Annotated in this window: 21 protein-coding genes; 8 read left to right on the top strand and 13 right to left on the bottom strand. The window is 45.3% G+C overall.

Annotated features, from left to right (window positions below):
• Window positions 1-1038 (top strand): GGDEF domain-containing protein, encoded by a 1038-nt coding sequence (locus tag OH458_RS13360; protein ID WP_269978684.1) that lies wholly within the window; start codon window positions 1-3, stop codon window positions 1036-1038.
• Between the two features lie 116 nt (window positions 1039-1154).
• On the opposite strand, the gene OH458_RS13355 is transcribed toward OH458_RS13360, so the two are convergent.
• The 4 genes from OH458_RS13355 to OH458_RS13340 form a co-directional block, all read right to left on the bottom strand.
• Window positions 1155-1814 (bottom strand): DUF2726 domain-containing protein, encoded by a 660-nt coding sequence (locus OH458_RS13355; RefSeq protein WP_005473818.1) that lies wholly within the window; start codon window positions 1812-1814, stop codon window positions 1155-1157.
• A gap of 70 nt (window positions 1815-1884) precedes the next feature.
• On the bottom strand, window positions 1885-2691 hold the full coding sequence (locus OH458_RS13350) for a hypothetical protein (protein ID WP_269978683.1): 807 nt from the start codon (window positions 2689-2691) through the stop codon (window positions 1885-1887).
• Window positions 2692-2927: 236 nt separating this feature from the next.
• Entirely contained in the window at window positions 2928-3611 is a 684-nt protein-coding gene (locus OH458_RS13345) for a response regulator (protein ID WP_269978682.1), read from the bottom strand.
• Window positions 3608-5227: an ATP-binding protein gene (locus tag OH458_RS13340; protein ID WP_269978681.1), complete on the bottom strand. Its 1620-nt coding sequence runs from the start codon at window positions 5225-5227 to the stop codon at window positions 3608-3610. Before OH458_RS13340 ends, OH458_RS13345 begins: the two co-directional genes overlap by 4 nt.
• Window positions 5228-5550: 323 nt before the next feature.
• On the opposite strand from OH458_RS13340, the gene OH458_RS13335 reads away from it, so the two are divergent.
• Both OH458_RS13335 and OH458_RS13330 read left to right on the top strand, forming a co-directional pair.
• The gene (locus tag OH458_RS13335) at window positions 5551-5775 is read left to right on the top strand and encodes a hypothetical protein (protein WP_038187030.1); all 225 of its coding nucleotides are present in this window, start codon (window positions 5551-5553) and stop codon (window positions 5773-5775) included.
• A gap of 167 nt (window positions 5776-5942) precedes the next feature.
• A complete protein-coding gene (locus OH458_RS13330; RefSeq protein ID WP_269978680.1) occupies window positions 5943-6461 on the top strand; it encodes a lipocalin family protein in 519 nt (172 codons plus the stop codon).
• Here OH458_RS13330 and OH458_RS13325 read toward each other — a convergent pair.
• The 3 genes from OH458_RS13325 to OH458_RS13315 form a co-directional block, all read right to left on the bottom strand.
• Entirely contained in the window at window positions 6429-7211 is a 783-nt protein-coding gene (locus OH458_RS13325; protein ID WP_269978679.1) for an MBL fold metallo-hydrolase, read from the bottom strand. The two genes, OH458_RS13330 and OH458_RS13325, sit on opposite strands and share 33 nt — an antisense overlap.
• Window positions 7212-7298: 87 nt before the next feature.
• The gene (locus OH458_RS13320) at window positions 7299-8255 is read right to left on the bottom strand and encodes a lactate/malate family dehydrogenase (RefSeq protein ID WP_269978678.1); all 957 of its coding nucleotides are present in this window, start codon (window positions 8253-8255) and stop codon (window positions 7299-7301) included.
• 114 nt (window positions 8256-8369) lie between these two features.
• Window positions 8370-9242: a DMT family transporter gene (locus OH458_RS13315; protein WP_269978677.1), complete on the bottom strand. Its 873-nt coding sequence runs from the start codon at window positions 9240-9242 to the stop codon at window positions 8370-8372.
• A 122-nt stretch (window positions 9243-9364) separates the two neighbouring features.
• Between OH458_RS13315 and OH458_RS13310 the strand changes: the two genes are divergently transcribed.
• The 3 genes from OH458_RS13310 (at window position 9365) to OH458_RS13300 (ending at window position 12137) form a co-directional block, all read left to right on the top strand.
• A complete protein-coding gene (locus tag OH458_RS13310) occupies window positions 9365-10069 on the top strand; it encodes a glycerophosphodiester phosphodiesterase (RefSeq protein WP_269978676.1) in 705 nt (234 codons plus the stop codon).
• Window positions 10070-10436: 367 nt separating this feature from the next.
• Window positions 10437-10832, top strand: coding sequence for a SulA-like leucine-rich domain-containing protein (locus OH458_RS13305; RefSeq protein ID WP_269978675.1), 396 nt, complete (start codon window positions 10437-10439; stop codon window positions 10830-10832).
• 201 nt (window positions 10833-11033) lie between these two features.
• A complete protein-coding gene (locus OH458_RS13300) occupies window positions 11034-12137 on the top strand; it encodes a phosphoribosylaminoimidazolesuccinocarboxamide synthase (RefSeq protein ID WP_269978674.1) in 1104 nt (367 codons plus the stop codon).
• Between the two features lie 50 nt (window positions 12138-12187).
• Here OH458_RS13300 and OH458_RS13295 read toward each other — a convergent pair whose 3' ends face one another.
• Complete coding sequence (locus OH458_RS13295) at window positions 12188-12622, bottom strand: EF-hand domain-containing protein (protein ID WP_269978673.1); 435 nt, start codon at window positions 12620-12622, stop codon at window positions 12188-12190.
• A 159-nt stretch (window positions 12623-12781) separates the two neighbouring features.
• Between OH458_RS13295 and OH458_RS13290 the strand changes: the two genes are divergently transcribed.
• On the top strand, window positions 12782-13705 hold the full coding sequence (locus tag OH458_RS13290) for a LysR family transcriptional regulator (protein WP_269978672.1): 924 nt from the start codon (window positions 12782-12784) through the stop codon (window positions 13703-13705).
• Here the strand turns inward: OH458_RS13290 and OH458_RS13285 are convergent.
• From OH458_RS13285 to gyrA, 5 genes are all read right to left on the bottom strand, one after another.
• Entirely contained in the window at window positions 13696-14562 is an 867-nt protein-coding gene (locus tag OH458_RS13285) for a YjjW family glycine radical enzyme activase (RefSeq protein ID WP_269978671.1), read from the bottom strand. The two genes, OH458_RS13290 and OH458_RS13285, sit on opposite strands and share 10 nt — an antisense overlap.
• A gap of 9 nt (window positions 14563-14571) precedes the next feature.
• A complete protein-coding gene (locus OH458_RS13280) occupies window positions 14572-16113 on the bottom strand; it encodes a YjjI family glycine radical enzyme (RefSeq protein ID WP_269978670.1) in 1542 nt (513 codons plus the stop codon).
• Between the two features lie 149 nt (window positions 16114-16262).
• On the bottom strand, window positions 16263-18146 hold the full coding sequence (locus tag OH458_RS13275) for a methyl-accepting chemotaxis protein (RefSeq protein ID WP_269978669.1): 1884 nt from the start codon (window positions 18144-18146) through the stop codon (window positions 16263-16265).
• A gap of 126 nt (window positions 18147-18272) precedes the next feature.
• Window positions 18273-18605: a hypothetical protein gene (locus tag OH458_RS13270; protein ID WP_269978668.1), complete on the bottom strand. Its 333-nt coding sequence runs from the start codon at window positions 18603-18605 to the stop codon at window positions 18273-18275.
• Between the two features lie 180 nt (window positions 18606-18785).
• Window positions 18786-21419 (bottom strand): DNA topoisomerase (ATP-hydrolyzing) subunit A, encoded by a 2634-nt coding sequence (gene gyrA, locus OH458_RS13265; protein ID WP_269978667.1) that lies wholly within the window; start codon window positions 21417-21419, stop codon window positions 18786-18788.
• 285 nt (window positions 21420-21704) lie between these two features.
• Here gyrA and ubiG point away from each other — a divergent pair, with 285 nt between their 5' ends.
• A complete protein-coding gene (gene ubiG / locus OH458_RS13260; protein WP_269978666.1) occupies window positions 21705-22412 on the top strand; it encodes a bifunctional 2-polyprenyl-6-hydroxyphenol methylase/3-demethylubiquinol 3-O-methyltransferase UbiG in 708 nt (235 codons plus the stop codon).
• Window positions 22413-22867: the final 455 nt, after the last annotated feature.

The raw sequence follows: 22867 nt of genomic DNA, 5'->3' as shown, positions 1-22867 counted from the left end.
ATGGAGCTAGATATATTTCATCCTTCTCGACATTTACGTCGGGCTGTCCTTTTTTGGTTAAGCCTTATGCTTGCCTGTATGTCTGCAATTTTTAGCATTTTCAACTTTTTAGACGGCGCAGACCCGATTCAAATATGGCCTTTAGCGACGTTTAGCCTTATCTCGCTGTTTGTTAGTTACAACACCTACCAACACTCTTCAGGCGCGCCGTTAACAGTGAGTTATGTGTTCACGATGATATCTCTGGTCACCTATGCGACCTTCGTCTACCCCTTATCCTATGGCTTGTTCACTTGGGCATGCTTGTTCCCTGTCTTGTTCTATCTCATATTGGGTAGGCGTAAAGGGACGCTCGCGACCGGAGCGGGTTTTTTAACCGTTCTAATGACGGTTAGCTACAAAATCATTGAATGCAGTTTTGTTGATAGCGCTCATTTAGCGATCAATTTCGCCCTGACTTTTTGCTGTATTTGGCTTACCTCCCACATTCTGGAAGTGAAACGAAAAACCTCTGAAGCGTCATTAGGGCAACTTGCTTCACGGGACTCTCTTACCGGTGTCTACAATCGTCATGCACTGGTGCACAATTTCAACCGCTATCACAATGAAAGTGCAAAAGTTCCGTTATCTCTTTTGATATTGGATTTGGATTATTTTAAGCAAGTGAATGACCAATATGGCCATGATGTCGGCGATAAAGTCTTAGTTGAAACCGCAGCGTTGCTTGATGCGTTGTGCGATGAGCATTTAGTCTATCGCATAGGTGGGGAGGAATTTTGTATCGCGCTGCACAACTCAAACCTACAGCACGCTAAGTACAAAGCTGAGCTCATTCGCCAAGCTATCGAGCAATACTCTTTCAGTGGTGCGGAAGCCCCCATTAAACTCACCGTGAGTATTGGTGTCTATGAGTGCCACCACTTCGATAGCTTGGAGTCTGTGCTAAAAGAGGCCGACAAAGAGCTATACAAAGCGAAGAAAAATGGTCGTAATCAAGTGATGGTAAGTCAAGAGGTAGTGACCTCAGCCAGTTCTTAGTCACTAATCCTAACCACTAGATCCTTAACCTTTGCTTGATGTGATAAGCGCTCGGGGAATTGCTTTCTTAGGAGCTCGCGCTTAACGAGTGTCAGTCTCTTCTTATCTTGAAGGCTCTACGATGCCTCTTCATCAAAGACCACATTATAGTTTTCCGTATAGGTACAATGAGGCTGACGGCTACACGTAAAGAAACGACGCCCTTTGTGTTCACCTTGGCTAGCAATTTTGATCACCATTGGGCTACCGCAGCGCTTGCAAAATCGAACTTCTTTTTCTGGCTCAATCAGATCAATATGCGCCGCCAGTAAGCGTCTTAGTCGTCCAACTTGATAGCTGTGCTTAATACTCGCCCCAATCAAAGGCACTCCAGCAGACTTACAAACGTGCATCAAGAGCTTTTGTCGTTCGACCTTTCCTTTATCCAACTCTTTGCCGTTATCGAGTTCGATCACTACTCTCGGATGCAAGGTACGTGGGTCGCACACGACGAAGTCAAAGTAGCTCTTTGCGATGCGATTGTTTGCAATAAACCATTCTTTCTTGTTGGTTGCCAAAGGTGCGATGGCATTGCTCATGTTGACTTTGGCTAACACGACGCCATGTTGACCAACCGCGGTAACCAAAGCGTTATAAAAGGCAGACTCTTGCATATTGAGCAAAGGCCCTTTCTTTTTGTAAGCACTGTCTTTTAACTCATCTTGCTTAAGGTATCGCTGCTGCACAACAAAGAAAAAGATCACCAAGATAGCAACAACAATAAAAACACTTTCCATCGAAGACTCACCGGTTAAAACATGTTCAAAGGTTTATTATTAGATTTTATACGCTTACAGCAAGATCCGGCTAGTTATTTTGCGATTTGGCGTTCGGGATGGTGAGTCGAATAACGACCCGCTTGGCTGGGTCTACGACTTGAAACGTTCGTCCCCAATGCTTAGTGATGATCTTATCGAGCAGCCCAGAACTCTTCGCTTTCCGAAGCGCACGCTCTATGATGGGCTGGTATTCTTTTGCTTGCGGTGACAAATAGAAATAAAAATCTCGATCATATTGCAGCATTAAACGCTGCTCAATCGCCAAATGAGGGTTAAGCTCCGCCTCAGACACGATCTCATTAAGTCCCCTTGGAAAGTAGTTCACTTTTCCATCCGTAGAAATCAGCCTGTAAAGAGAGCGCCACTCACCATCGGCGAGATAAACTGGGAGTTGATTGGTTTTCCACACTGCGACATCAAACCAGTTAATACCGAGCCCCGCCACTAAACCCGAACGTTGCAGTTCATCGAGGCTGTTAACTGCATCAAATTGTGATTGTAATTGGGGAGGGATGAGTAAGATCCGTTTGCCAATCATTCCGTTGGTTAACGGCACAGGTACCACAACGAACCTTTCGTCTCGCTCTGGTGTGGGTAGTAACCAAGTGAGCGTGAGCGCTCCACTCTCAACCATTTTAACCACGCGTTTCTGAGGAATATGCTCACTAGGGCTTGAGATTGACACTTTGTAACCGAGATCGGTTAACGACTCATACAATAACTCGTGATAAAAGGAGTGACCGCCATCCAATTGTGAGGACAAACTGAGTTTTATCTCTTGGTTCGCAGCGACCATTTGAGCAACGAACAAAAGGAAAAGAATTGAAACTCTCATACACCCTCCTAAGCGGCTGGAAATGTTTTAGTTAACTTATCTTGTCAAACTCCCAACCAAAAGTGACAACGTCGCGTGACAACTAATCAAAATAGCGTTCAATACGTGAAGCTGTTGCGTTCAACGCTCCATCTTATAGTGTCCGCCCTATTGAGCGAATAAACTGACACGAGCCACTCTTCAACTTTAGAGGTCGATACCTGAAACGTCTAGGTGAGAGTGAGGAATGGCTCTTCTTATTGAGATCTTCGGTAACTTCTCTCTGGACGGCCTACTGAACCATAGTTCAGATCGGCTTCTAACTCTCCAGTGCTAATTAAATACTCCAGATAACGGCGCGCCGTTGTTCGACTGGCACCGATTCTCTCGCCAGCTTCATCGGCCGTTAAGCTTATCGGCTCTTGGAATAACGCTTTTATTTTATCCAAGGTGACGCCATCGATTCCTTTAGGCAGTCGGTTGACGGAAGGTTCGTGAATGTTGGTGGATTGCAGCATTTTATCAACGATTGTTTGGTCTAAATCAGAAGCATGCGTCAGCTGCTGCTTTTGCTCGACGTACTTAGCCAGGGCCGCCTCTAATCTCGGAAACATAACGGGCTTAAGTAAGTAATCAACCACGCCACCGCGCATCGCCATTTGCAGCGTATCCACATCTCTTGCGGCGGTAATCAAAATTACATCACACTGAAGACTTTTGCTGCGCAGCTCATTGAGGATCTCTAAACCCGAACCATCAGGAAGATGAACATCGAGCATAATTAGGTCAGGTTTCAAGATCTCGAGTTGAATATTGGCTTCCATCTTAGTGGTACAAATACCGATCACTTCATAACCACCAATTTGCTCCAAGTACTTTTGATGCAATTGCGCTATGGCAATATCATCTTCGATGATCATCACCTTTGTTTGCTTGCTCATACCACATCTTCCTTCGGTAAATACACCGTCATTCGTGCTCCATTATCCTTGTTATTGACCATTTCCAGCTCGCCTCGATAGCGCATCGCCAACTCATTAACTAAATACAAGCCGACGCCTCGGGTTTCCTGATCTTTGGTAGAGACTCCTCTCTCAACCAGTGATTCTGGTGTTATGGTCTCAGGTAAGCCGCATCCACGATCCAACACTTCCAAAATGATTTCATTGCCATAATCACTGATGGAAACTTCAACCTTGCGCCTAATGGCGTTAAACGCGGAGTCTTTGGCCATCGCTTCTCTCGAGGCATCAAAAGCATTGTCGATTAAGTTGCCTAAAATCGTTACCACATCTTCGGCGTTAATTCGATCCGGCAGAGGAAGTAGCCTTGATCCTTCTTCAACCATCAGCTCGAGGCCAAGCTCTCTCGCTCTCTCTGTCTTTCCGAGTAACATACCTGCAATGAGTGGCTCTTTAATGGTTTCACGCAAAAACTCGATAATCGCTTGGTAATGGGCGGTTTCTTGGCCAATTAGATGTTGAACAGCTTCGAGTTCTCCCATTTGAACCATGCCACTGATGGTGTTGAGTTTGTTACGATGCTCATGTGTCTGAGAGCGCAATAGGTCTGCGTATTCTTTGGTCTTTGCGAGCTGCTCGGTCAATTCGGTCAAATCATCTTTGAGTCGGAAACTTGAAACCGCACCGACCACCTTTCCATCAACGATGATTGGACTGCGGTTCGCAATTAGCCTTTTTTGGTTTAAATAGAGGTTGATATCATGGTCGGTTCGCGCCGTTTGAAGAACCGATTGCAGGTCGCTATCAGGGAGTACTTCACTCAATGGCTTGTTGATAGACTCCGCTTTATTAATACTCAGGATCTGACAAGCACTACGGTTTATCGATCGGAGTCGACCATCACCGTCAATACTCAGTATTCCTTCTTTTAATGTTTCCAACGTGACGTCAAGCTCAACATACAAACGCCCTATCTCTTCTGGCTCAAAACCCAGAATGGCTTTTTGAAAACGTCGAGAGGCGTAGCTCGACACAATCGCATTAGCGGCAACGACGGCAAGCGCCATCAAAATGAGATAAAGCAAGAAGGGTTCGATTCGATCTTGAAGTCTATCTAGCAAATAGCCAACAGATACCACCCCAATAATGTTTCCGTGAGAATCAAATACTGCTGCTTTTCCCCTCACAGAGTAGCCCAATGATCCTTTAGCAGTAGAAATGTATGCCTCACCATCCACTAATGCGCGCTTGTTGTCACCGCCTTTCATCGGTAAACCAATGCGCTCATCAACAGGATGAACGAGCCGAACGCCATTTTCGTCACCGATCACAATGAACGCCGCACCGACAAGCTGAGTCAGGTCCCTAAATCGCTGCTGTTGCTCCGGTGTCACACCCGTTTCGATTGCATCAATCACATATTGGGATTTCGACAAAAAAGAGGCCAAACCTAGTGCTTTCATTCCCATCTCTTCTTCCTGAGAATGCTTCACGTAGATAAAGCCCGCTGCCACAAGCAATAGTAGCTCGATCAATCCAGACAGCGTCATGATAATCAACATTCGCTTACGAAAGCTGATACTGCTCCATTTCATAGCCTCTCCTTAACTCGCCTATAGGCTATCACTGTTGCCGAGTCTGTCCGAGTTTGTCGTAGCGAAATTGTGAATGAAGTGTGTATATGATTTATTGGTTTTAGCCATTTTTATAACTAAAATGAATTACCCAGAGGACGCTCCAAACCTACGAGCAGAAACTCATCGTTTATTGATTACGATCAATCTTTTTTATGTTCATTTTTTGCGCTATTTACGCAATCCTCTTGTATAATTATTAAGCAGCGCAAACGCGCGCAACGTATTTGGCTACGCAGCAAAAAATAACACTCTATAATCGCTGCTTTTTTGAGGGAATCGAAATGAAAAGGGACATATTTGGGATCTGCCTTTCACGCTCTATGCTGTCTAGTAATTTATCTGGCACTTTCACTCATGTTAGGGCTTATGCAAGATCAAATCGCGAAGACGATGCGAAGGTGATGCACGCTTTCCCCCAATTATCCGGGAAGGAGATCTTGGCCAACATGGAGTCATCTAACTCGTTACTGTGGCGTGCTGAATTCGCTTGTTTAGAACAAAAATAGTGCACCGTGAATCGCGCAAGATTCAACCTTTCGACGAAGAGAAGCTCAGCTTCTCTTTTTTATTGCCTGAAAATCCTCGAAGCAAATGAGTCGCGATAAGACTTTGCTAGATCTTCACGCCCAACAGAGCTAAAGTTACTGATATCTATGTTAACTGGCTGATAAATATGAAAAGAATCATTCTATTCATTGCACTTATATTTCTCCACGGCTGTACGGCAATTCCTGAGCGAGTAAAACCCGTCTCAGATTTTGATGCCAATCGTTACCTCGGCACATGGTATGAAATCGCTAGGCTTGACCACAGCTTTGAACGTGGGCTGACAAATGTCTCGGCAAACTATTCGTTTAACGAAGATGGCACCATTAAAGTCATCAACCGAGGTTGGAGTGAGAAAGATCAAATCTGGAATGAAGCCATCGGCAAAGCGAAGTTTGTTCAAGACGCTGATGTCGGTCATTTGAAAGTTTCATTTTTTGGTCCATTTTACAGCAGCTATGTTGTCTTTTATCTCGAACCGGATTACTCAACTGCGCTGGTTTCTGGCTATAACAACGAGTATTTCTGGATTCTATCTCGCAACACCACCATTCCAGATTACAAGCTGAATAAATATCTCCGCATTGCCGAACAAGCAGGGTTTAACACCGAGTCATTGATTTTTCCGTTTCGCTCGGCCGAGTGACCAAAGTGCGGTGAATAAACTTCTCAATTGAATTTTAGTGGCGCGCCAATGCGTGGATGGCGCGCGAGGGGTGGTTTCGATCAGGTATCGATAGGTTTCCTTATCAAAAGTCACCTCCCCTCCATGCGCCGCAAGTAGACGCTTCGGAGCCATTTCAAATACCCTTTTTACTGAAGCTCTGTACTGATTCGGGTGGAATATCGGAAAGGGAGAGATCAAACGCTGCTTAACTTCAACAATTAGATCCGCCACATAAAGCAGGTCTTGTTCACAGTGGTACAGTGACAAGTCTCTATCGGTGTGACCTGGTGTTTCCATTACCCGCCAATCTTCAAATCCAGGTATAACATCGCCCTCTCCAACCCTTACCTGAGGATGTAAATGGCGACTATACCAAAGGTTTCGCTTAGGCTGATCCTTGCGCTTAGCCACCCACATAGCCAATGCAATATCCGTTAGGTGCATGATGAAACCATCTAGCCCCGAATACCACTGATTAGGGAGGTCCGCCGACACCAGTGCACACCCCGTGCGCGCCCGCAGTAGATTGGCTCCGCCAGCATGGTCAGGGTGCATATGGGTAATCACCACGACTTTAAGATCAGAGATTGGTCTGTTTAACTCCTGGGTGATGAACTGCGTTATATCGTCAACATCCGCTCGGCTCGCACCATCGAGCAGCATCAATTTATCGGGATATTCGGCTATATACAGAGTTTGTATATAGCCTTTGAGAGTGTGGAGTATCATTCGCAACTATTAACAAATTATTTACACTTGTTAATTTAGCGAGTCCTCAAGAAATGGAAAGAGCAAAAACTCTAAGGTGTGAATTTGCTACGACTTTAGAAGCCCCGTTTTTTCGGCAACTTCAGCCACAACGGCGTCCAAGTTTTGCGCTATTTGTTTCAATGTCTGTTGTTCTTCTTCGGTAAATGGATGGCTCAAGACAGATTCCGCCCCATTCTTACCAACCACGGTTGGAAGGCTTAAAACAACATCCTTAATACTATACTGCCCATCAAGAAGAGTCGCCACAGGCAATACTGAGCGTTCGTTAATCATTATCGCTTGGATAATTCTAAACACACTGGCCGCAATACCGTGAGTGGTATTTTGTTTACGCTTAAATATTTCATAGCCAGCTTGCTTTACAGACTCTAATAACTCGTCCGCGCAAATTCGGTCGATATGGTGAGTATCACAATAGTAGTCTGCAGGCTGCCCAGCAATTGAAATCAAACTTTTAGGCGTGAAGCAGTTGCTCCCATGCTCACCCAACACATAGCCAAACACGTTTTTAGGGTCTAAGTTTACTCGGTTTGCCACTATGGTCATTAAGCGCGCAGTATCAATTACACAACCGCTACTGATCACTTTAGAGCGAGGAAACTTGGTATTTGTCGCGATAAAATGCGCCACAATATCGCAAGGGTTCGATACGACGATCAAAATGGCGTTGGGTGCCACTCGCTCGACTTCTTTGGCAATTTCAACACCAATTCGGCTATTGACCTCAGCCAAATCGATTCGAGTCTGACCCTGTTGGATTTGTGCGCCTGCGGTAATCACCACAATGTCCGCGCCAATCAGGTTCAAATAATCATCGGTTGGCACTAAGTGAGTATTCTTTGAAAACGTCAGCGCTGCGGTGTGGCGAAAATCGAACACTTCACCTTCGGCACGTTCAAGATTTTTATCAAGCAATACCAGCTCACTCACACTGCCTATTGTCAGGAGGTAGTTGCACACTCCCACCCCAACGGCACCAGCACCAATTACTCCAATTTTCATGCGTTCATCCCTGTGTTTCTTACGACAAATTACTAATAATCACATCAATTATAGCAATTTAATTTTACCTTCTAAATAAGTAATGAAGGATCTCACTAGAAACCTAGACTATTGCTAGCGGCGAACTCTGAAAAACCTACCATCGGTGCGATAAAATAGAAGAGCAAATAAGATCAAGCTGCACCCAATCAGTTTGTTGGTTGAAAGTTGTTCGCCGTACCAGAGGATACTTAAAATCACCGTCCAAATAGGTTCTAACAACATGATGAGCGCCGCGTTGCCGGGGTTACATCCCTTCTGGCCAAGCGTCTGCATCACGTATCTTAGACTAGTGGCCAGAACCGCGCTGGCTGCAAACCACCCCCAGATTGACGAATCGACACTGACTGGCGGCTCTTCGAGCAGAAGTGACATCACCAAGGCAATCAAGCCCGTCACAAATAGCTGTATACACGTAAGCAGTAAGATTGGAAGCTTTTGCGCTAGCTTGCTATTAACATTGAAATGAAGTGCTAACAAACACGCATTGGCAAGAAACCAAATTTGCCCGGGCGAGCTATTCCAGCCTCCTTGCAACGAAAGAAACGCCAATCCAGCGATGGCAATTGGCATCGCAAACCAAAATGCACGCTTTGGCCGCTCTTTAAACAGTGCCCAAGCCACAATTGGCACAATGATCATCGACAAACTGACAATAAACGCCCCTTCTCCAAGGGTTTCGCTTATAGAGATCGCGTGTACCCAAGCCAAAAGTGCCAGAGCGAGAATACCGCCCCCACCAATGGCTTGAGCTAGCTGAACGTGACTCAAGCGTCGAAATGCCCGAATACACAATGGCAGTAAACAAACCGAAGCAACCAAAAAGCGAAGGCCTATAAAACCGAAAGGCGGTAAGCCTTGAATGGTTTCTTTGGAAAATATCCACCCCAGACCTGCCAACATCGTTGTGGCAATAAGTATCCAAGCAGCTTTACGTTCAGCGTTCAAAATCAAATCTCTTCGTTATTTTTTATTGTTTTGTTGTTTGGCGATAGTCTCAGATTTTTGTAGTGACAACCACTCTTTAGCGCTAATCTAACCACTCATTATTTTTTGATTGTGTTAAGCAAATGAATATAGTCGGACACCGAGGCATTGCCGGTCATTACCCTGAAAACACCCGAGTGAGTATTGAAGCTGCGATAGAGCTCGGCCTCAACTGGATAGAAGTCGATATCCAACCAAGCAAAGATGATGTTCTCGTGGTTTGCCATGATCATACCGTTGATAGGTGCAGTAATGGTGAAGGTCGAGTTGATGCACTGACCTTAAGCGAACTACGCCAGCTTAATTTTGCCCATCATTATCCTGAATGTTCTCCGCAAACAATATTGACCTTGAGTGAGTTGCTCGACATTGCCAATCAACACCGCATCAAGTTAAACCTTGAAGTGAAAGTCGATCACCATGACCCTGAACACGTTGTCGACCTCCTTGCGCACGCAGTCAAAGGCATTGAGCTGCCAAAAGAGTCGATTCTGTTTTCGAGTTTTAACCACGATGTCATTCGCCAGCTTAGAAAGCAGTTTCCCACCCACGCCATTGCCGTTTTGTCAGAAAGGTTGAAGAGAAAAGATCGGCTTCTTCTAGAAGAAGTTCAAGCCGTTGGTTGCAATCTCAACCACCTCTGGACAAGCAAACGACAGATTTCTTCTCTGCAAAAGCTCGGCTATAAAGTCTGGTGCTACACAGTAAACAACCCAAATCGCTTAAAGCGCCTGAGCAATCTAGATGGTATTTTTAGTGATTATCCTGAGCGCTTTCTTAACCCCTAGAAAGTGCTAAATTAGCTCAAGTCGAAATTAGCGCCCCCAAACCGCGAAGCCTGAGCATGAAGATGACAAGATACCAAGCTGGTTGAAAATATCTTGACACTTAGGGGCGATTTCCAACAAACAACCTCTCTGGCTTTATACAGTACTTTCTCCACAGTACTGTATAAAGCCATGTGCGTTCACTCACAGTTTCTCATACTTAGCTTACTTGTAAGAAAACAAGGACAACTCTTTAAATTCAACAGCTTAACCATAAATTCCGCTTAAGATTTTCAATTTATCGATTAAAAAGACAACAAAATGTCTTGATCACTTCCGGCAAACAAACTACTGTATACACATACAGCATGCATGAAAGGACAGTATTATGATTCAGTTTCAAACAACAAGTCGCTCGGTTTCTAAATTCAATGTTCTCGCTCAACCTACCCAGCCGATGAACATCGATGACGCCGTTCTTTACCGCTTAGCGAGCCTATCGCACCAAAAGCAATGGATTTTGTTTACTGCTGAATGTCCACGTCCTGACTACGAGCAGTTCGCTTCATACAATGTCAGCTGCAAAAAGATCATCCAGATGAGAGCATCTCAAACTCAGTCAGAGGTAGAGATTGTGACCAAAGCCATTCAATCGGGTAACGCAAGTGCCGTTGTCGCGTCCAACCAAATTTCAGAATTAGATCAAGCGTTACTTACTGATCTCGCTAACCAGTTCCAGTGTGCTGTCTTTTTTGTTGAGGGCAGATCATTCCAGTACCACTAATAAGCTCAACATTTACACTGTCTTTGGCCCCTCCCTTTGTGAGGGGCTTTTTCTTTTTATCACATCGCCATTGCGCCGTTAAAAAATTAAGCAAACGTTTGCTTTTTATCTGGAAGCCTCGCTAAGTTCTGGTATTATGCACTGCGAATCGAAAGCAAATTACGTCTTTCACCCATTTTTGACAAAGATAGGAATGTCTAAATGAGTCTCGCCGATCAAGTTCTCGCCGTAAATGACGATCTTCCAATTCGCACAAATAAGCCTGTTCATAGCGGAAAAGTACGCTCTGTATATTGGTTAACTGAAGAAGACAGCCAACGCCTTATTCAAGAAAAAGGCTACGATGTTGCCCCTGATGCGCCTTTAGCCATCATGGTTATCAGTGACCGCATTTCGGCGTTTGACTGCATTTGGCACGCAGAGGGAGGATTGCAAGGTGTCCCAGGAAAAGGCGCTGCGTTGAATGCGATCTCTAATCACTGGTTTGGCCTCTTTAAAGAAAATGGACTCGCCGATAGCCACATTCTTGATATCCCTCATCCGCTAGTTTGGATCGTTCAAAAAGCCAAACCAATTATGATCGAAGCGATTTGTCGCAAATACATCACAGGCTCGATGTGGCGTGCCTATGAAAAGGGGGAGCGTGAGTTCTGTGGCATTGAACTTCCAGAGGGACTCGAGCGCGATAAAGCACTCCCTGACTTGCTGATGACTCCTTCAACCAAAGGCATTCTTAAAGGTATCCCAGACGTTCCAGAAGCCGATGATGTCAACATCACTCGTAAAAATATCGAAGACAACTTTGCCGCATTCAACTTTTCCAAACCAGAGGATATTGCACTCTACGAGAAGTTGCTCCGCGAAGGGTTTGGCGTCATCAGTGATGCACTGTCTAAAGTGGACCAAATCTTTGTCGATACAAAATTTGAGTTTGGCTACGTTCACGATGCTGCAGGCAACGAAAAACTGATCTACATGGATGAGGTCGGTACGCCAGATTCATCCCGTATTTGGGATGAAAAGGAGTATCAAGCCGGTAATATTGTCGAGAATTCAAAAGAAGGATTCAGACAATTTTTGCTTAACCACTTCCCTGATCCAGATATCCTTCTTAACAAAGAACGTATGCCTGAACGTGAAGCACTGGCTCGCGAAAATGCACTGCCTCTTGAAGCGCTTATGGATATTTCCCGCACATACACAGGGATCGCAGAAAAGATTACAGGTCGCCCAATTGAGCTAAGTGATAATCCAAAGCAAGAGATTATCGATGTCCTTGGATCTCAGTATGGTCTGATTGACTGATATCAATAAACACAACGCCCCAATATTTGGGGGCGTTTTGTTTAATACGATTATTTATCTTTTCCACCGCCATTGCCGCGATCGCTGTTTTTTCCTCTATCACTGCGGTCGGGCTTTTCCTTTTTCTCTTTACGGTTGGCGTTGGACTTTTGCTTTTTGTTATCAAGCAATGCGCCTGTGCCATTACCTGGGTTTGAGTATTTTGCGTGAGCCGCTAACTCTTCTTCGCTAACAAAACCATCTTTGTCTTTATCAAATGAAGCGAAGGCACTTAATGAGCTCTCTTCCTCTTCTTCACCGTCGTCCATCGTTGAACGAAACGCATCAAACTCTTCTTTCGATACGAACCCGTCTTTATCCTCGTCCATGACTTGAAAATCTGGAGCAACCTTCACCTTGGTCGCTTCATCCATATCATCCTCATCAGCCAGCACTGGATTAACCACCAACAACAAACCAATGATCAATAAACCTTGTACCTTCATGTTTTCCTCCTAGTCCAACACGATCTAACTATTGAGAAATAAATCAATAGCTATTGTTACTCTAGTATAGAAGCGGAATAGCATTTCCACACAACGAGCACTTTGCAAAGCAGTCAACGCGGATATAATGCAGTAGAAACTGACCAACAATGTTACGCCATGGATTTTATTGCCCTTTCCCGAATCAGCATGAAGCACTTAACGGTACTTCACGTTATGCTTTCAACCAACAGCGTGACAAAAGCGGCTGAGAAATTATGTGTCACGCCCTCTAGTGTGAGCAAAACGCTGTCACAACTTAGAGAGCAATTAGGTGATGAGCTATTTTATCGAGAGGGAACATTATTGCTCCCGACCTCCTTTGCTCTCAGCATTGCTCCGCAAATCCATGGTATTTTGTCGAGTATGAACGGTATTCTTCATCAAGGAGAATTCGAACCTGCCAGTTTTACCGGCACTATTTCATTGTCCATGCGCGAAAGTACCTTCGAGCTATTTGCCGAGCGAATTGAACAAATCTGCCAACAGTTGTCCTCTGCTAAACACGTTCAGCTTTTCGCTAAAGAGCAAATGAACTTTGATTCGTTGAGTCGCGGTCAGGTCGATTTTATGCTGCTGCCCCATGACGTGAGCCAACCGCCAACACGTAGCCGCGATTTGATGTGGCAGCAGATCATGGAAGATGAAATGGTCTGTTTGCTTTCGCCCACCCACTCTTTAGCGAGCAAACGAACAATATCAATCGATGATTATCTACAATACCAACATGTTGGGATTCACGATGACGACCTTGCCGAACCCTTCTTCGAACAGAATTTGACTCAACAACATCGTTCACGTGATGTGAGTATCTCTGTTTCAGATTTTGGTTCTGCCGCCGTTTTGTGCCATCACTCCGAACGAATATTAACCTGCTCGAAAGCGTGGGCAGACAAGGCATATCAAGCAAAATCGCTCATTCAGAAGCCTTTACCCTTCGATTATGGCCAAGTTGGATACAGTTTGGTTTGGAATCAAGCCAGTTTAAATCATCCTGCATTGCGCTGGCTCCATCAGCAACTTTTGGCAGTGCATCAGACGTAAACGCTGGGGCGGCTGATCGGATTTGGAACGAGCTTTTCAAGCCGTTGGTAGAGTTGATCGATTTGCCCTTCGTTACATTTTGGCCATGATAGCGCTTCGCCAATCACGCCATGATGTTGAAAAGCGTTGAGCCTAATATTGACGTTGGCTGGTAGCTGGTTGATAAGCGTTGCAATATGGGCAATTTCACTCTCAAAATCACTTTTATCTGGCACGTGAAGAAGTCTAAGCTCGTGTAATTTTCCGTGCTCTGCTAACAAGCGAATCGATTGAATGACTTTATGGTTGTCGCGACCAACAAGCCACTGATGGGTTTCATTCTGCCAAGATTTCAGATCAATCATCGCCCCATCCATAAAGGGCAACACGTTGAGCCATCCTTGTTGCGACAAATAACCATTGCTATCAATAAAACAAGTTAGGTGTGATAACTCTTCGTCCTGTTTGATCGCTTTGAATAGATCAATGATGAAAGGAAGCTGCAAAGTCGCTTCACCTCCGGACATGGTAATGCCACTGATGAAATGGCGCTGCTTTCTAATCAGCCTCACGATTTGAGTGACAGTGTAACTCGCAACCTTGGGACTCGAATGATGATCGCAGCGATCAAGGCAATCATCACAATGGGTGCACTTGACCTCGTTCCATGCGACTCGCCCACTATCCTCTAGCGTTAAAGCTCCGCTTGGGCACACAGCAACACAATCACCACAATGGTTGCAGTGATTGATTGTGTGAGGATTATGGCAGGTAATGCAGCTAAAATTACACCCTTGTAGGAAGATGACCAGGCGATTTCCTGGTCCATCCACACATGAAAAGTTCAGAATTCGGCTGACAAATGCGCTTTTTTCCATCTTAAGGCCTTACTGATAGAATGGCTGCGATTCCATGCTGACGACTCGTGGAGTACGCTCAAGTATGCCGGTGTTATTTGCCGCTTCTGCCCCAAGAAATGTCGTGTTCGAGCGTGAACCTGAAGCGGCGAACTTGGCGATGTCAGAAAGTTTAACCATATAGCCAGTTACACGAACTAAATCGTTTGATGCCACGTTTGCCGTAAACTCGCGATAGCCCATCGCCAACGCACCTTTGCAAAGATTGAACATCGCTTCAGGGTTCGATTTAACGGTTTCATCAATCGTTAAAATATCACTGATCCCCGACGTATAGTATTTGTGCTGAAGCGCGGTCGCTTGAACATAGCTCACCGGATCCGGCTCGGTCCCATAAGGAATACGCACACCTGGTGTGACATCTTTATCAAGACTAATCCCACCTTGAGCATGTAGTAACGCTTTGCCTTCATAGCCGTATTTGACCGGGCTAGTGTCGACCAAATGCGCCAGCTTTTCTGAAATGGCAAGCGCGAGTCGGTTTGCCTTATCACTGTGGCCATATCGTTCATTGCAATCTTCTTTCTCTAAAAGAATATTGACCGCCTCTGCCATGCCGTATATCCCGTACATTGGTGCAAAACGGTTCTCGTCAATCAACGCCTCCGTCGCCAAAAAGCCTTTAAAGAAGTTTGAGTGTTCATGCAGATGACGGCTTCTTGCCTCAATAAGCTCAATCATTAGCTCGTTGTACGCCGGCAGAACATAATCAATAAAGTCCGTACTGTCTTTTGAACGCTTAGCCACTTCTTTCAAGTTCATTCTCACTAGCGTGTTGGAACCACCCGCTAACGGCAATGAGTTGTAGCAGCTAACAATGCCAAACTGTTTATCACCATACGCGCTTGCATGCATCGGATAGTTGGCGATGTGTGGCTTACTGCATTCGCAAATATTACTGGTTGCTTGCCTTAAAAGATCACCCGGAGTGACGTTCGAGTCATACATGAAAGTTAAGTTGGGCGCGATCTGCTTAAGCTCTGCATCGACTTTAAGAATGGTTCGGCAAATCACATTGTCCGTAGGACCGATATTCACATGCATGAACGCATCAGGTAAGGTACGGTCCAACATGATCCAGAAGCGCTTGAGTTTGGCATAAACCTGTTGCTCTGTTAGAGAGCCGACATAAGGAAGCAGCACTTCGTCAAGTTGACCAAGATAAACGGGAATATTAGTGACTGAGGGAACGTGATGATAAAGAATGGTCAGCAAATTGAGGGCATCATCAAAATCTTGTGCAGGCTCAACTTCAAGATGCATCGAGCCTTGCTTTAGATATTTTGCATAATCGGGCAGCACGTAGCGAGGTTTGAAAGGTGCGTGTCCCTCAAACATATCACAAATGATGCCTTGCTCCATTGCCACCGAAACGGCATCAGACACCTCCAAATATGGAAGGTTCGCCTCCGCTTCTAAAGCGAGAAATTGGTTCTTTTGCTTTGGGCTAAGGTTGGTGTCGGTCACGATAGCGTGAACACGTTGTTGGAATGCGTTGAGAGAAGTCGGCATAGCTTGTAATCCTTGTTGTTTGTATGGATTTTAAAACTTGCACAATCATTTCTACTATTGAAACTTTGATAAGTTTATTTTTCCACTTTGGAAACGTATCAAACAAAAAAAGCCCGGTAGTAAAAACCGGGCTTATTAGGGTATGGCACTTACAACTTGAAGCGATTGATTTCTTGTTCTAGCTCATGGGATAACTCTGACAATTGCGCCGCTTGAGATGCCGCATCATGTGCCTCATCCGCCAAGTCATTCGACACATCACGAATACCCACAGTGTTTCGCGTAATTTCAGATGTGACCGACGCTTGCTCTTCTGCTGCTGAAGCAATTTGAGTCGCCATATCACTGATGCGTTCAACGGCCGTTTGGATTTGAGTTAAACTCACTGCCGCAGAATCTGCATCGCCGACACTGGTATCCGCCAACATGCGGCTATCGCCCATAATGCCTACGGCTTTACCCGTCGTACCTTGTAGAGTTTCAATCATCTGCTGGATTTCTTTCGTCGAAGCATGAGTACGTTGACTCAACACACGAACTTCGTCGGCCACCACTGCAAATCCACGCCCTTGTTCACCCGCACGCGCCGCTTCAATTGCCGCGTTAAGTGCAAGTAGGTTGGTTTGCTCGGCGATATCTTGAATGGTCGATAGAATCGTACTAATGCTATTGCCGTGTGCTTCAAGTTCTTGAATAACCTCGGTCGCTACCTGAACTTCCTGTGCCAGATTTTGAATCGAACTTTGTGTTTGCACCACTTGCTGACCACCATGCACACACGCTGATACCGCTTCTGATGAGTTTTGTGCCGTATGATCGGCGTTGCCCGCGATTTCCTGTGTGGCTGCAGCCATTTCATTGATAGCAGTAGCAACCATGTTGATTTCATCTTGTTGATGACGAATACGGGCACTGCGCTCTTCAGCATGTTGCGCGGTTTGCTTCGCTTGCTCTGACAGTGACGCTGACACTAAGCTCAGTTTAGACACCATCGAATGCATGTTACCAACGAAGATATTGAAGTTTGACGCCAATTGACCAACTTCGTCGTCACTACGAGGTTCAAGTCTTTGAGTCAAATCGCCTTCACCTGACGCAATTTCTTCCAACGCTTTGGATACGCGGCCTAAATCGCGGAACAAGAAGCTCACCAACCAAGAGACAACGAAGACGACGATCAAAGTAATCATGATTGCCGTAATGATCAGGTCAACCAATAACTCTGAGTGTGCCGCTTCTTCTGTCGCGCGATCCATTTCTATCGCAAAAATCCACGGGGTATCTGGTACTTGCTTAAAAAAGACCATTTTCTCTACGCCGTTTCGCTCAATCAGCTCAATAGAGCCGGTATTTGCCGCTTCTTGAATCGCGCGAAGGGTAAATTTATTTGAAAGCGTTGACACAGGTTTCAGCGATAAGTCTTTGTTTGGGTGTGCTAGGAAGTTGCCATCTTGAGTATCAATAAGCATCGCGTAAGCGTTTTTACCCGCATCGAGATTGATGACATCGTTGATCAACTGATCGATCAAAACATCAGCACCAACAATACCGACAAACTGGCCGTTGCGACGAACTGGCTCAGCAATTGTCACCAATAGCGCATTGGTAATCGCATCTTTATAGGCAGTTGTGATGATTTGCTTGCCCGCAGCATTGGCATCTTTGTACCAAGGGCGAGTACGTGGATCATAGTCTGCACGGTTTCGCTCTGGGTGCGAGCGGTACATTCCGCCCTCTGGAGTACCGAGGAAGATATCATCGAACCCGCCAGCTTTACGCGCTTGCTGCAAGTATGGAACGACATCGGCTTCTTGGCTGTAATCGTTGAACGCAGTAGAAATTTGTTTACGAATGGAAATCCAGTCAGAGATCCCTTCTGAAGCAGCAGCGGCTAGACTCTCTGCACGAGCGTATACGCCGTTACGAGTTTGTTGGAAAAGTTGGTCTGCAGATAGCCAAGTTAGCACGCTTGCCATTAGCACCACCGCTAATAAGCTGGCACCTATCAGTTTTTGTTTTAATGATAATTTCATGGTTGATATTTCGCCTGGAACAGTAGGAAAGTGGCGAATATTATCGAGATTTTAACCAAGATGCACGAACATTTGACAACCAAACAACAGACTGTAAATTATTGAAATGACTGCAAAATATTGACGTCATTTTTTCGTCGTTTCAGGCAGTCCCACCCCATCGCGAGCCTCTTGCGTGGTTCCATCTTCTTCACTTACAACCGGTAGTTCGTTGGCGTGCGTCGAATAGTAGCGATCTAACAGCTCTTTGCCATAAATCACCTCAGTTTGCATATGCATGACAAGAAGGAACGCTGCTGCACAAGCGCAAAGAATATTAAATTTTTTCGTAATACGGACGCGTTTAGTGGGCGAGTAAATAGCAATTTGCAGTGTAACAAGAGCAAATGGATAGAAAATGAGCAAGGCGAGCAAGCCACCTAGATAATTGGATATCGCCATTGGTGTATCTAAACCCATCTCATCTCTCCTTTTACTGTGTAGTTTGGTCACTATACGTGAACCAAGATACAGACTAACTCGGAAAGAGACACTTTTGAGACGAGTTATACACCTTATTGAAAGTATTGGCGATATTGCTTAATTCTGAGCACAAAAAAGCCGAGCACTTGCTCGGCTTTGATTCATTTAAAAACGTGTTTACGCTTGAGGCTCATCATCGACAGTCGGCGTTTCTGGATTCTCAGACGTTACTTCAGCAGTGTTTTCTGTATCAGCAGCGTCTTCACCTTCGGGTAAATCCACCTCTTCTACTTCGTCAATACGCTGAAGTCCAACAACATTCTCATCTTCTGCAGTGCGAATTAGCGTAACACCTTGCGTATTACGGCCAACTTGGCTCACTTCAGAAACACGTGTACGAACTAGAGTACCGGCGTCAGTGATCATCATCATCTCATCGCCTTCTTCTACCTGTACCGCGCCAACAACTGGACCGTTACGCTCTGACACTTTGATAGAGACAACACCCTGAGTCGCACGACCTTTGGTTGGGTACTCAGCAAGTTCAGTACGCTTACCGTAACCATTTTGCGTCACTGTTAGGATGTCACCTTCGTTTGCAGGAACAATCAGTGAAACAACTTGGTCATCTTCAGCTAGCTTCATACCACGAACACCTGCCGCAGTACGACCCATTGCACGGACTTTGTCTTCCGCGAAACGAACCACTTTGCCGGCTTTCGAGAACAGCATGATGTCGCTGTCGCCATTAGTGATATCTACGCCGATTAACGAGTCGTCATCACGTAGGTTAACAGCTATTAGGCCGTTTGAACGTACGTTTGCAAATTGATCAAGCGATGTCTTCTTAACCGTACCGTCACCAGTTGCCATGAAGATGAACTTCTCTGGTGAGAACTCATCAACTGGTAGAATTGCAGTAATACGCTCACCTTCTTCTAGTGGAAGAATGTTGACGATTGGCTTACCACGAGCAGTACGACTTGCTAGAGGCAATTGATATACTTTCAGACGGTAAGTTTTACCACGTGTAGAGAAACATAAGATGTTATCGTGGGTATTCGCAACCAACAGACGCTCGATGTAATCTTCATCTTTCATCTTCGTTGCGCTCTTACCTTTACCACCACGACGCTGTGCTTCGTAGTCGCTTAGGATTTGGTACTTAACGTAGCCCGCGTTTGAAAGCGTTACTACAACATCTTCACGAGCAATCAGCTCTTCCATGTCGATGTCATGGCTTGCTGCTGTGATTTCCGTACGACGAACATCACCAAATGCATCGCGAACTGTTTCTAGTTCTTCGCGGATCACTTCCATCAAACGCTCAGTGCTTGCAAGAATGTGCATCAGTTCAGCGATTTCTTCTAGAAGCGCTTTGTACTCGTCAAGAATCTTCTCGTGCTCAAGACCTGTAAGCTTGTGTAGACGTAGGTCTAGGATTGCTTGCGCTTGAGTTTCTGTCAGGAAGTACTGCCCATCACGGATACCGTATTGTGCTTCTAGCCACTCAGGACGAGCGGCATCAGTACCTGCGCGCTCTAGCATTGCTGCTACATTGCCTAGATCCCAACCGCGAGCCACAAGACCGGCTTTCGCCTCTGCTGGTGTTGGCGCTTTACGGATCAATTCGATGATCTCATCGATGTTCGCTAATGCCAGTGCCAAACCTTCTAGGATATGGGCACGCTCACGAGCTTTACGCAATTCAAAGATAGTACGACGAGTCACCACTTCACGGCGGTGATCAACGAAGCACTTCAACATCTCTTTTAGGTTGAACAGCTGTGGCTGGCCGTTGTTCAGCGCAACCATGTTGATACCGAACGTCGTTTGCAGCTGAGTGTTGGCGTATAGGTTGTTTAGAACCACTTCGCCCACTGCATCACGCTTACATTCGATAACAATGCGCATACCGTCTTTGTCAGACTCATCGCGCAGTGCACTAATGCCTTCGACTTTCTTATCTTTAACAAGCTCAGCGATCTTTTCGATCAAGCGAGCTTTGTTCACCTGATAAGGGATCTCGGTAACGATAATGGTCTCTTTACCATTCTTGTCCGCTTCGATTTCCGCTTTAGAACGCATGTAAATTTTACCGCGGCCAGTCTTGTACGCGTCTACAATGCCTTTGCGACCACTGATGAGTGCCGCTGTTGGGAAATCTGGACCAGGAATGTAGTCCATTAACTCATCAATCGTGATCTCTTCATTATTGATGTATGCTAAGCAGCCATCGATCACTTCGCCAAGGTTATGTGGCGGGATGTTGGTTGCCATACCTACTGCGATACCAGAAGCACCGTTTACCAATAGGTTAGGAATTTTAGTAGGAAGAACCGCTGGGATTTGCTCAGTACCATCATAGTTTGGTACGTAATCCACGGTTTCTTTGTCTAGGTCAGCGAGAAGTTCATGGGCAATTTTTGCCATGCGAACTTCGGTATAACGCATTGCCGCTGCTGAGTCACCATCGATAGAACCAAAGTTACCTTGGCCATCAACTAGCATGTAACGTAATGAAAACGGCTGAGCCATACGAACGATAGTGTCGTATACAGCACTGTCACCATGCGGGTGATATTTACCGATTACGTCGCCAACAACACGGGCAGATTTTTTGTATGGTTTATTCCAATCATTACCTAGCACATTCATCGCGAACAAAACGCGGCGGTGTACAGGCTTTAGGCCATCACGCACATCAGGAAGAGCACGACCAACGATTACGGACATCGCATAGTCAAGGTATGAACCTCTAAGCTCATCTTCAATGTTTACGGGCGTGATCTCTTTAGCTAGATCGCTCATAGAGCCATTATCCCTCTATTTATAGATCGTATGTACAATACGTTTAAGGTGCAAAAATATAACACACAAATCGACTCTTCGGCATTACTTTCCCTCTCCTTTTATCAGGTTGTGAGCTTGGTTGTGAATCAAATGCCGAGAAATTGCACACTCTTATTTTATCTCGCTGATTAATGGTTATATTTTCACCAGCTCAGTATAAAAGTGACATGCCCTATGGAGTGTTCATTTTAACGCGCTATAATGCCTGCCTAATTCCAGGAAGCGGTACAACACAGAGCAGTTATGACACAAGCACAAAACGTCGACCCAAACGAAATTAAGAAATTTGAGGATATGGCTTCACGCTGGTGGGATCTGGAGGGTGAGTTTAAACCTCTTCATCAAATCAACCCGCTACGCTTGAACTATGTTTTAGACAACGCCAATGGCCTTTTTGGCAAGACAGTGCTCGACGTTGGCTGTGGTGGTGGCATCCTCGCTGAGAGTATGGCGAAAGAAGGCGCGAGCGTGACCGGATTAGACATGGGCAAAGAACCCCTTGAAGTCGCTCGACTTCACGCTCTGGAGACAGGAACCAAGCTTGAGTACATCCAAAGCACCATCGAAGACCATGCCGCAACCAATGCTGGAAAATACGATGTCGTCACTTGCATGGAGATGCTTGAGCACGTCCCTGACCCGCTTTCCGTTGTTCGCTCTTGCGCAGCACTTGTTAAACCAGGTGGCCATGTCTTTTTCTCGACCTTAAATCGCAATATTAAGTCTTACTTGTTTGCCATCGTCGGTGCAGAGAAACTACTTAAGATCGTCCCTGAAGGTACTCACGATCATGAGAAGTTCATTCGCCCGTCTGAGCTGATTAAAATGGTTGACCAAACCGACCTGACAGAGACAGGAATTACAGGGCTACACTATAACCCGCTCACTGATTCATATAAGCTTGGTCGTAAGGTCGACGTCAATTACATCGTCCACACTCAGAAGTTTTAACACCAAGATAACACCCTATATCTAGTGGTTATTTTTAAGGCGGTAGCATAAGCTCACCGCCTTTTTTAGTGCTTTTTTGAACGATTTTTGTCGAGTTGATTCCATTTTCACCAGGCGAAAAAATGCGGGAAAAAATTGGCAAAGATCAAGATATTTTTTTTTGTTTGTGGTTACGAATAAACCGATTCCAAAACGGTAATTTTCTACAATCTTATCCGCTCTTATTTCATCGGTTAGTAGTCACTTACTGATTTTTTCAATTTTGTTAGTTATCCACAAGTCATCCAAGATCTCCAACTTGAAAACCACCTCAGATAGCACTATCTTGTAACCCGCACACCAATGCACCCCTATATATTGTGTTTGTACTACAATATATAGATAGACTTTGATCACAAAGCCGGTACGAATTTTACAAGAATTACACAAAAACACGGCTTTTATCAGTTTTGTTA

The sequence above is a fragment of the Vibrio sp. MarTm2 genome, from assembly GCF_027587055.1.
GTDB classification, from domain to species: Bacteria; Pseudomonadota; Gammaproteobacteria; order Enterobacterales; family Vibrionaceae; genus Vibrio; species Vibrio sinaloensis_D.
The sequence above is the reverse complement of the archived record's forward strand: the minus strand, read 5'-3'. Positions and strand labels throughout refer to the sequence as shown.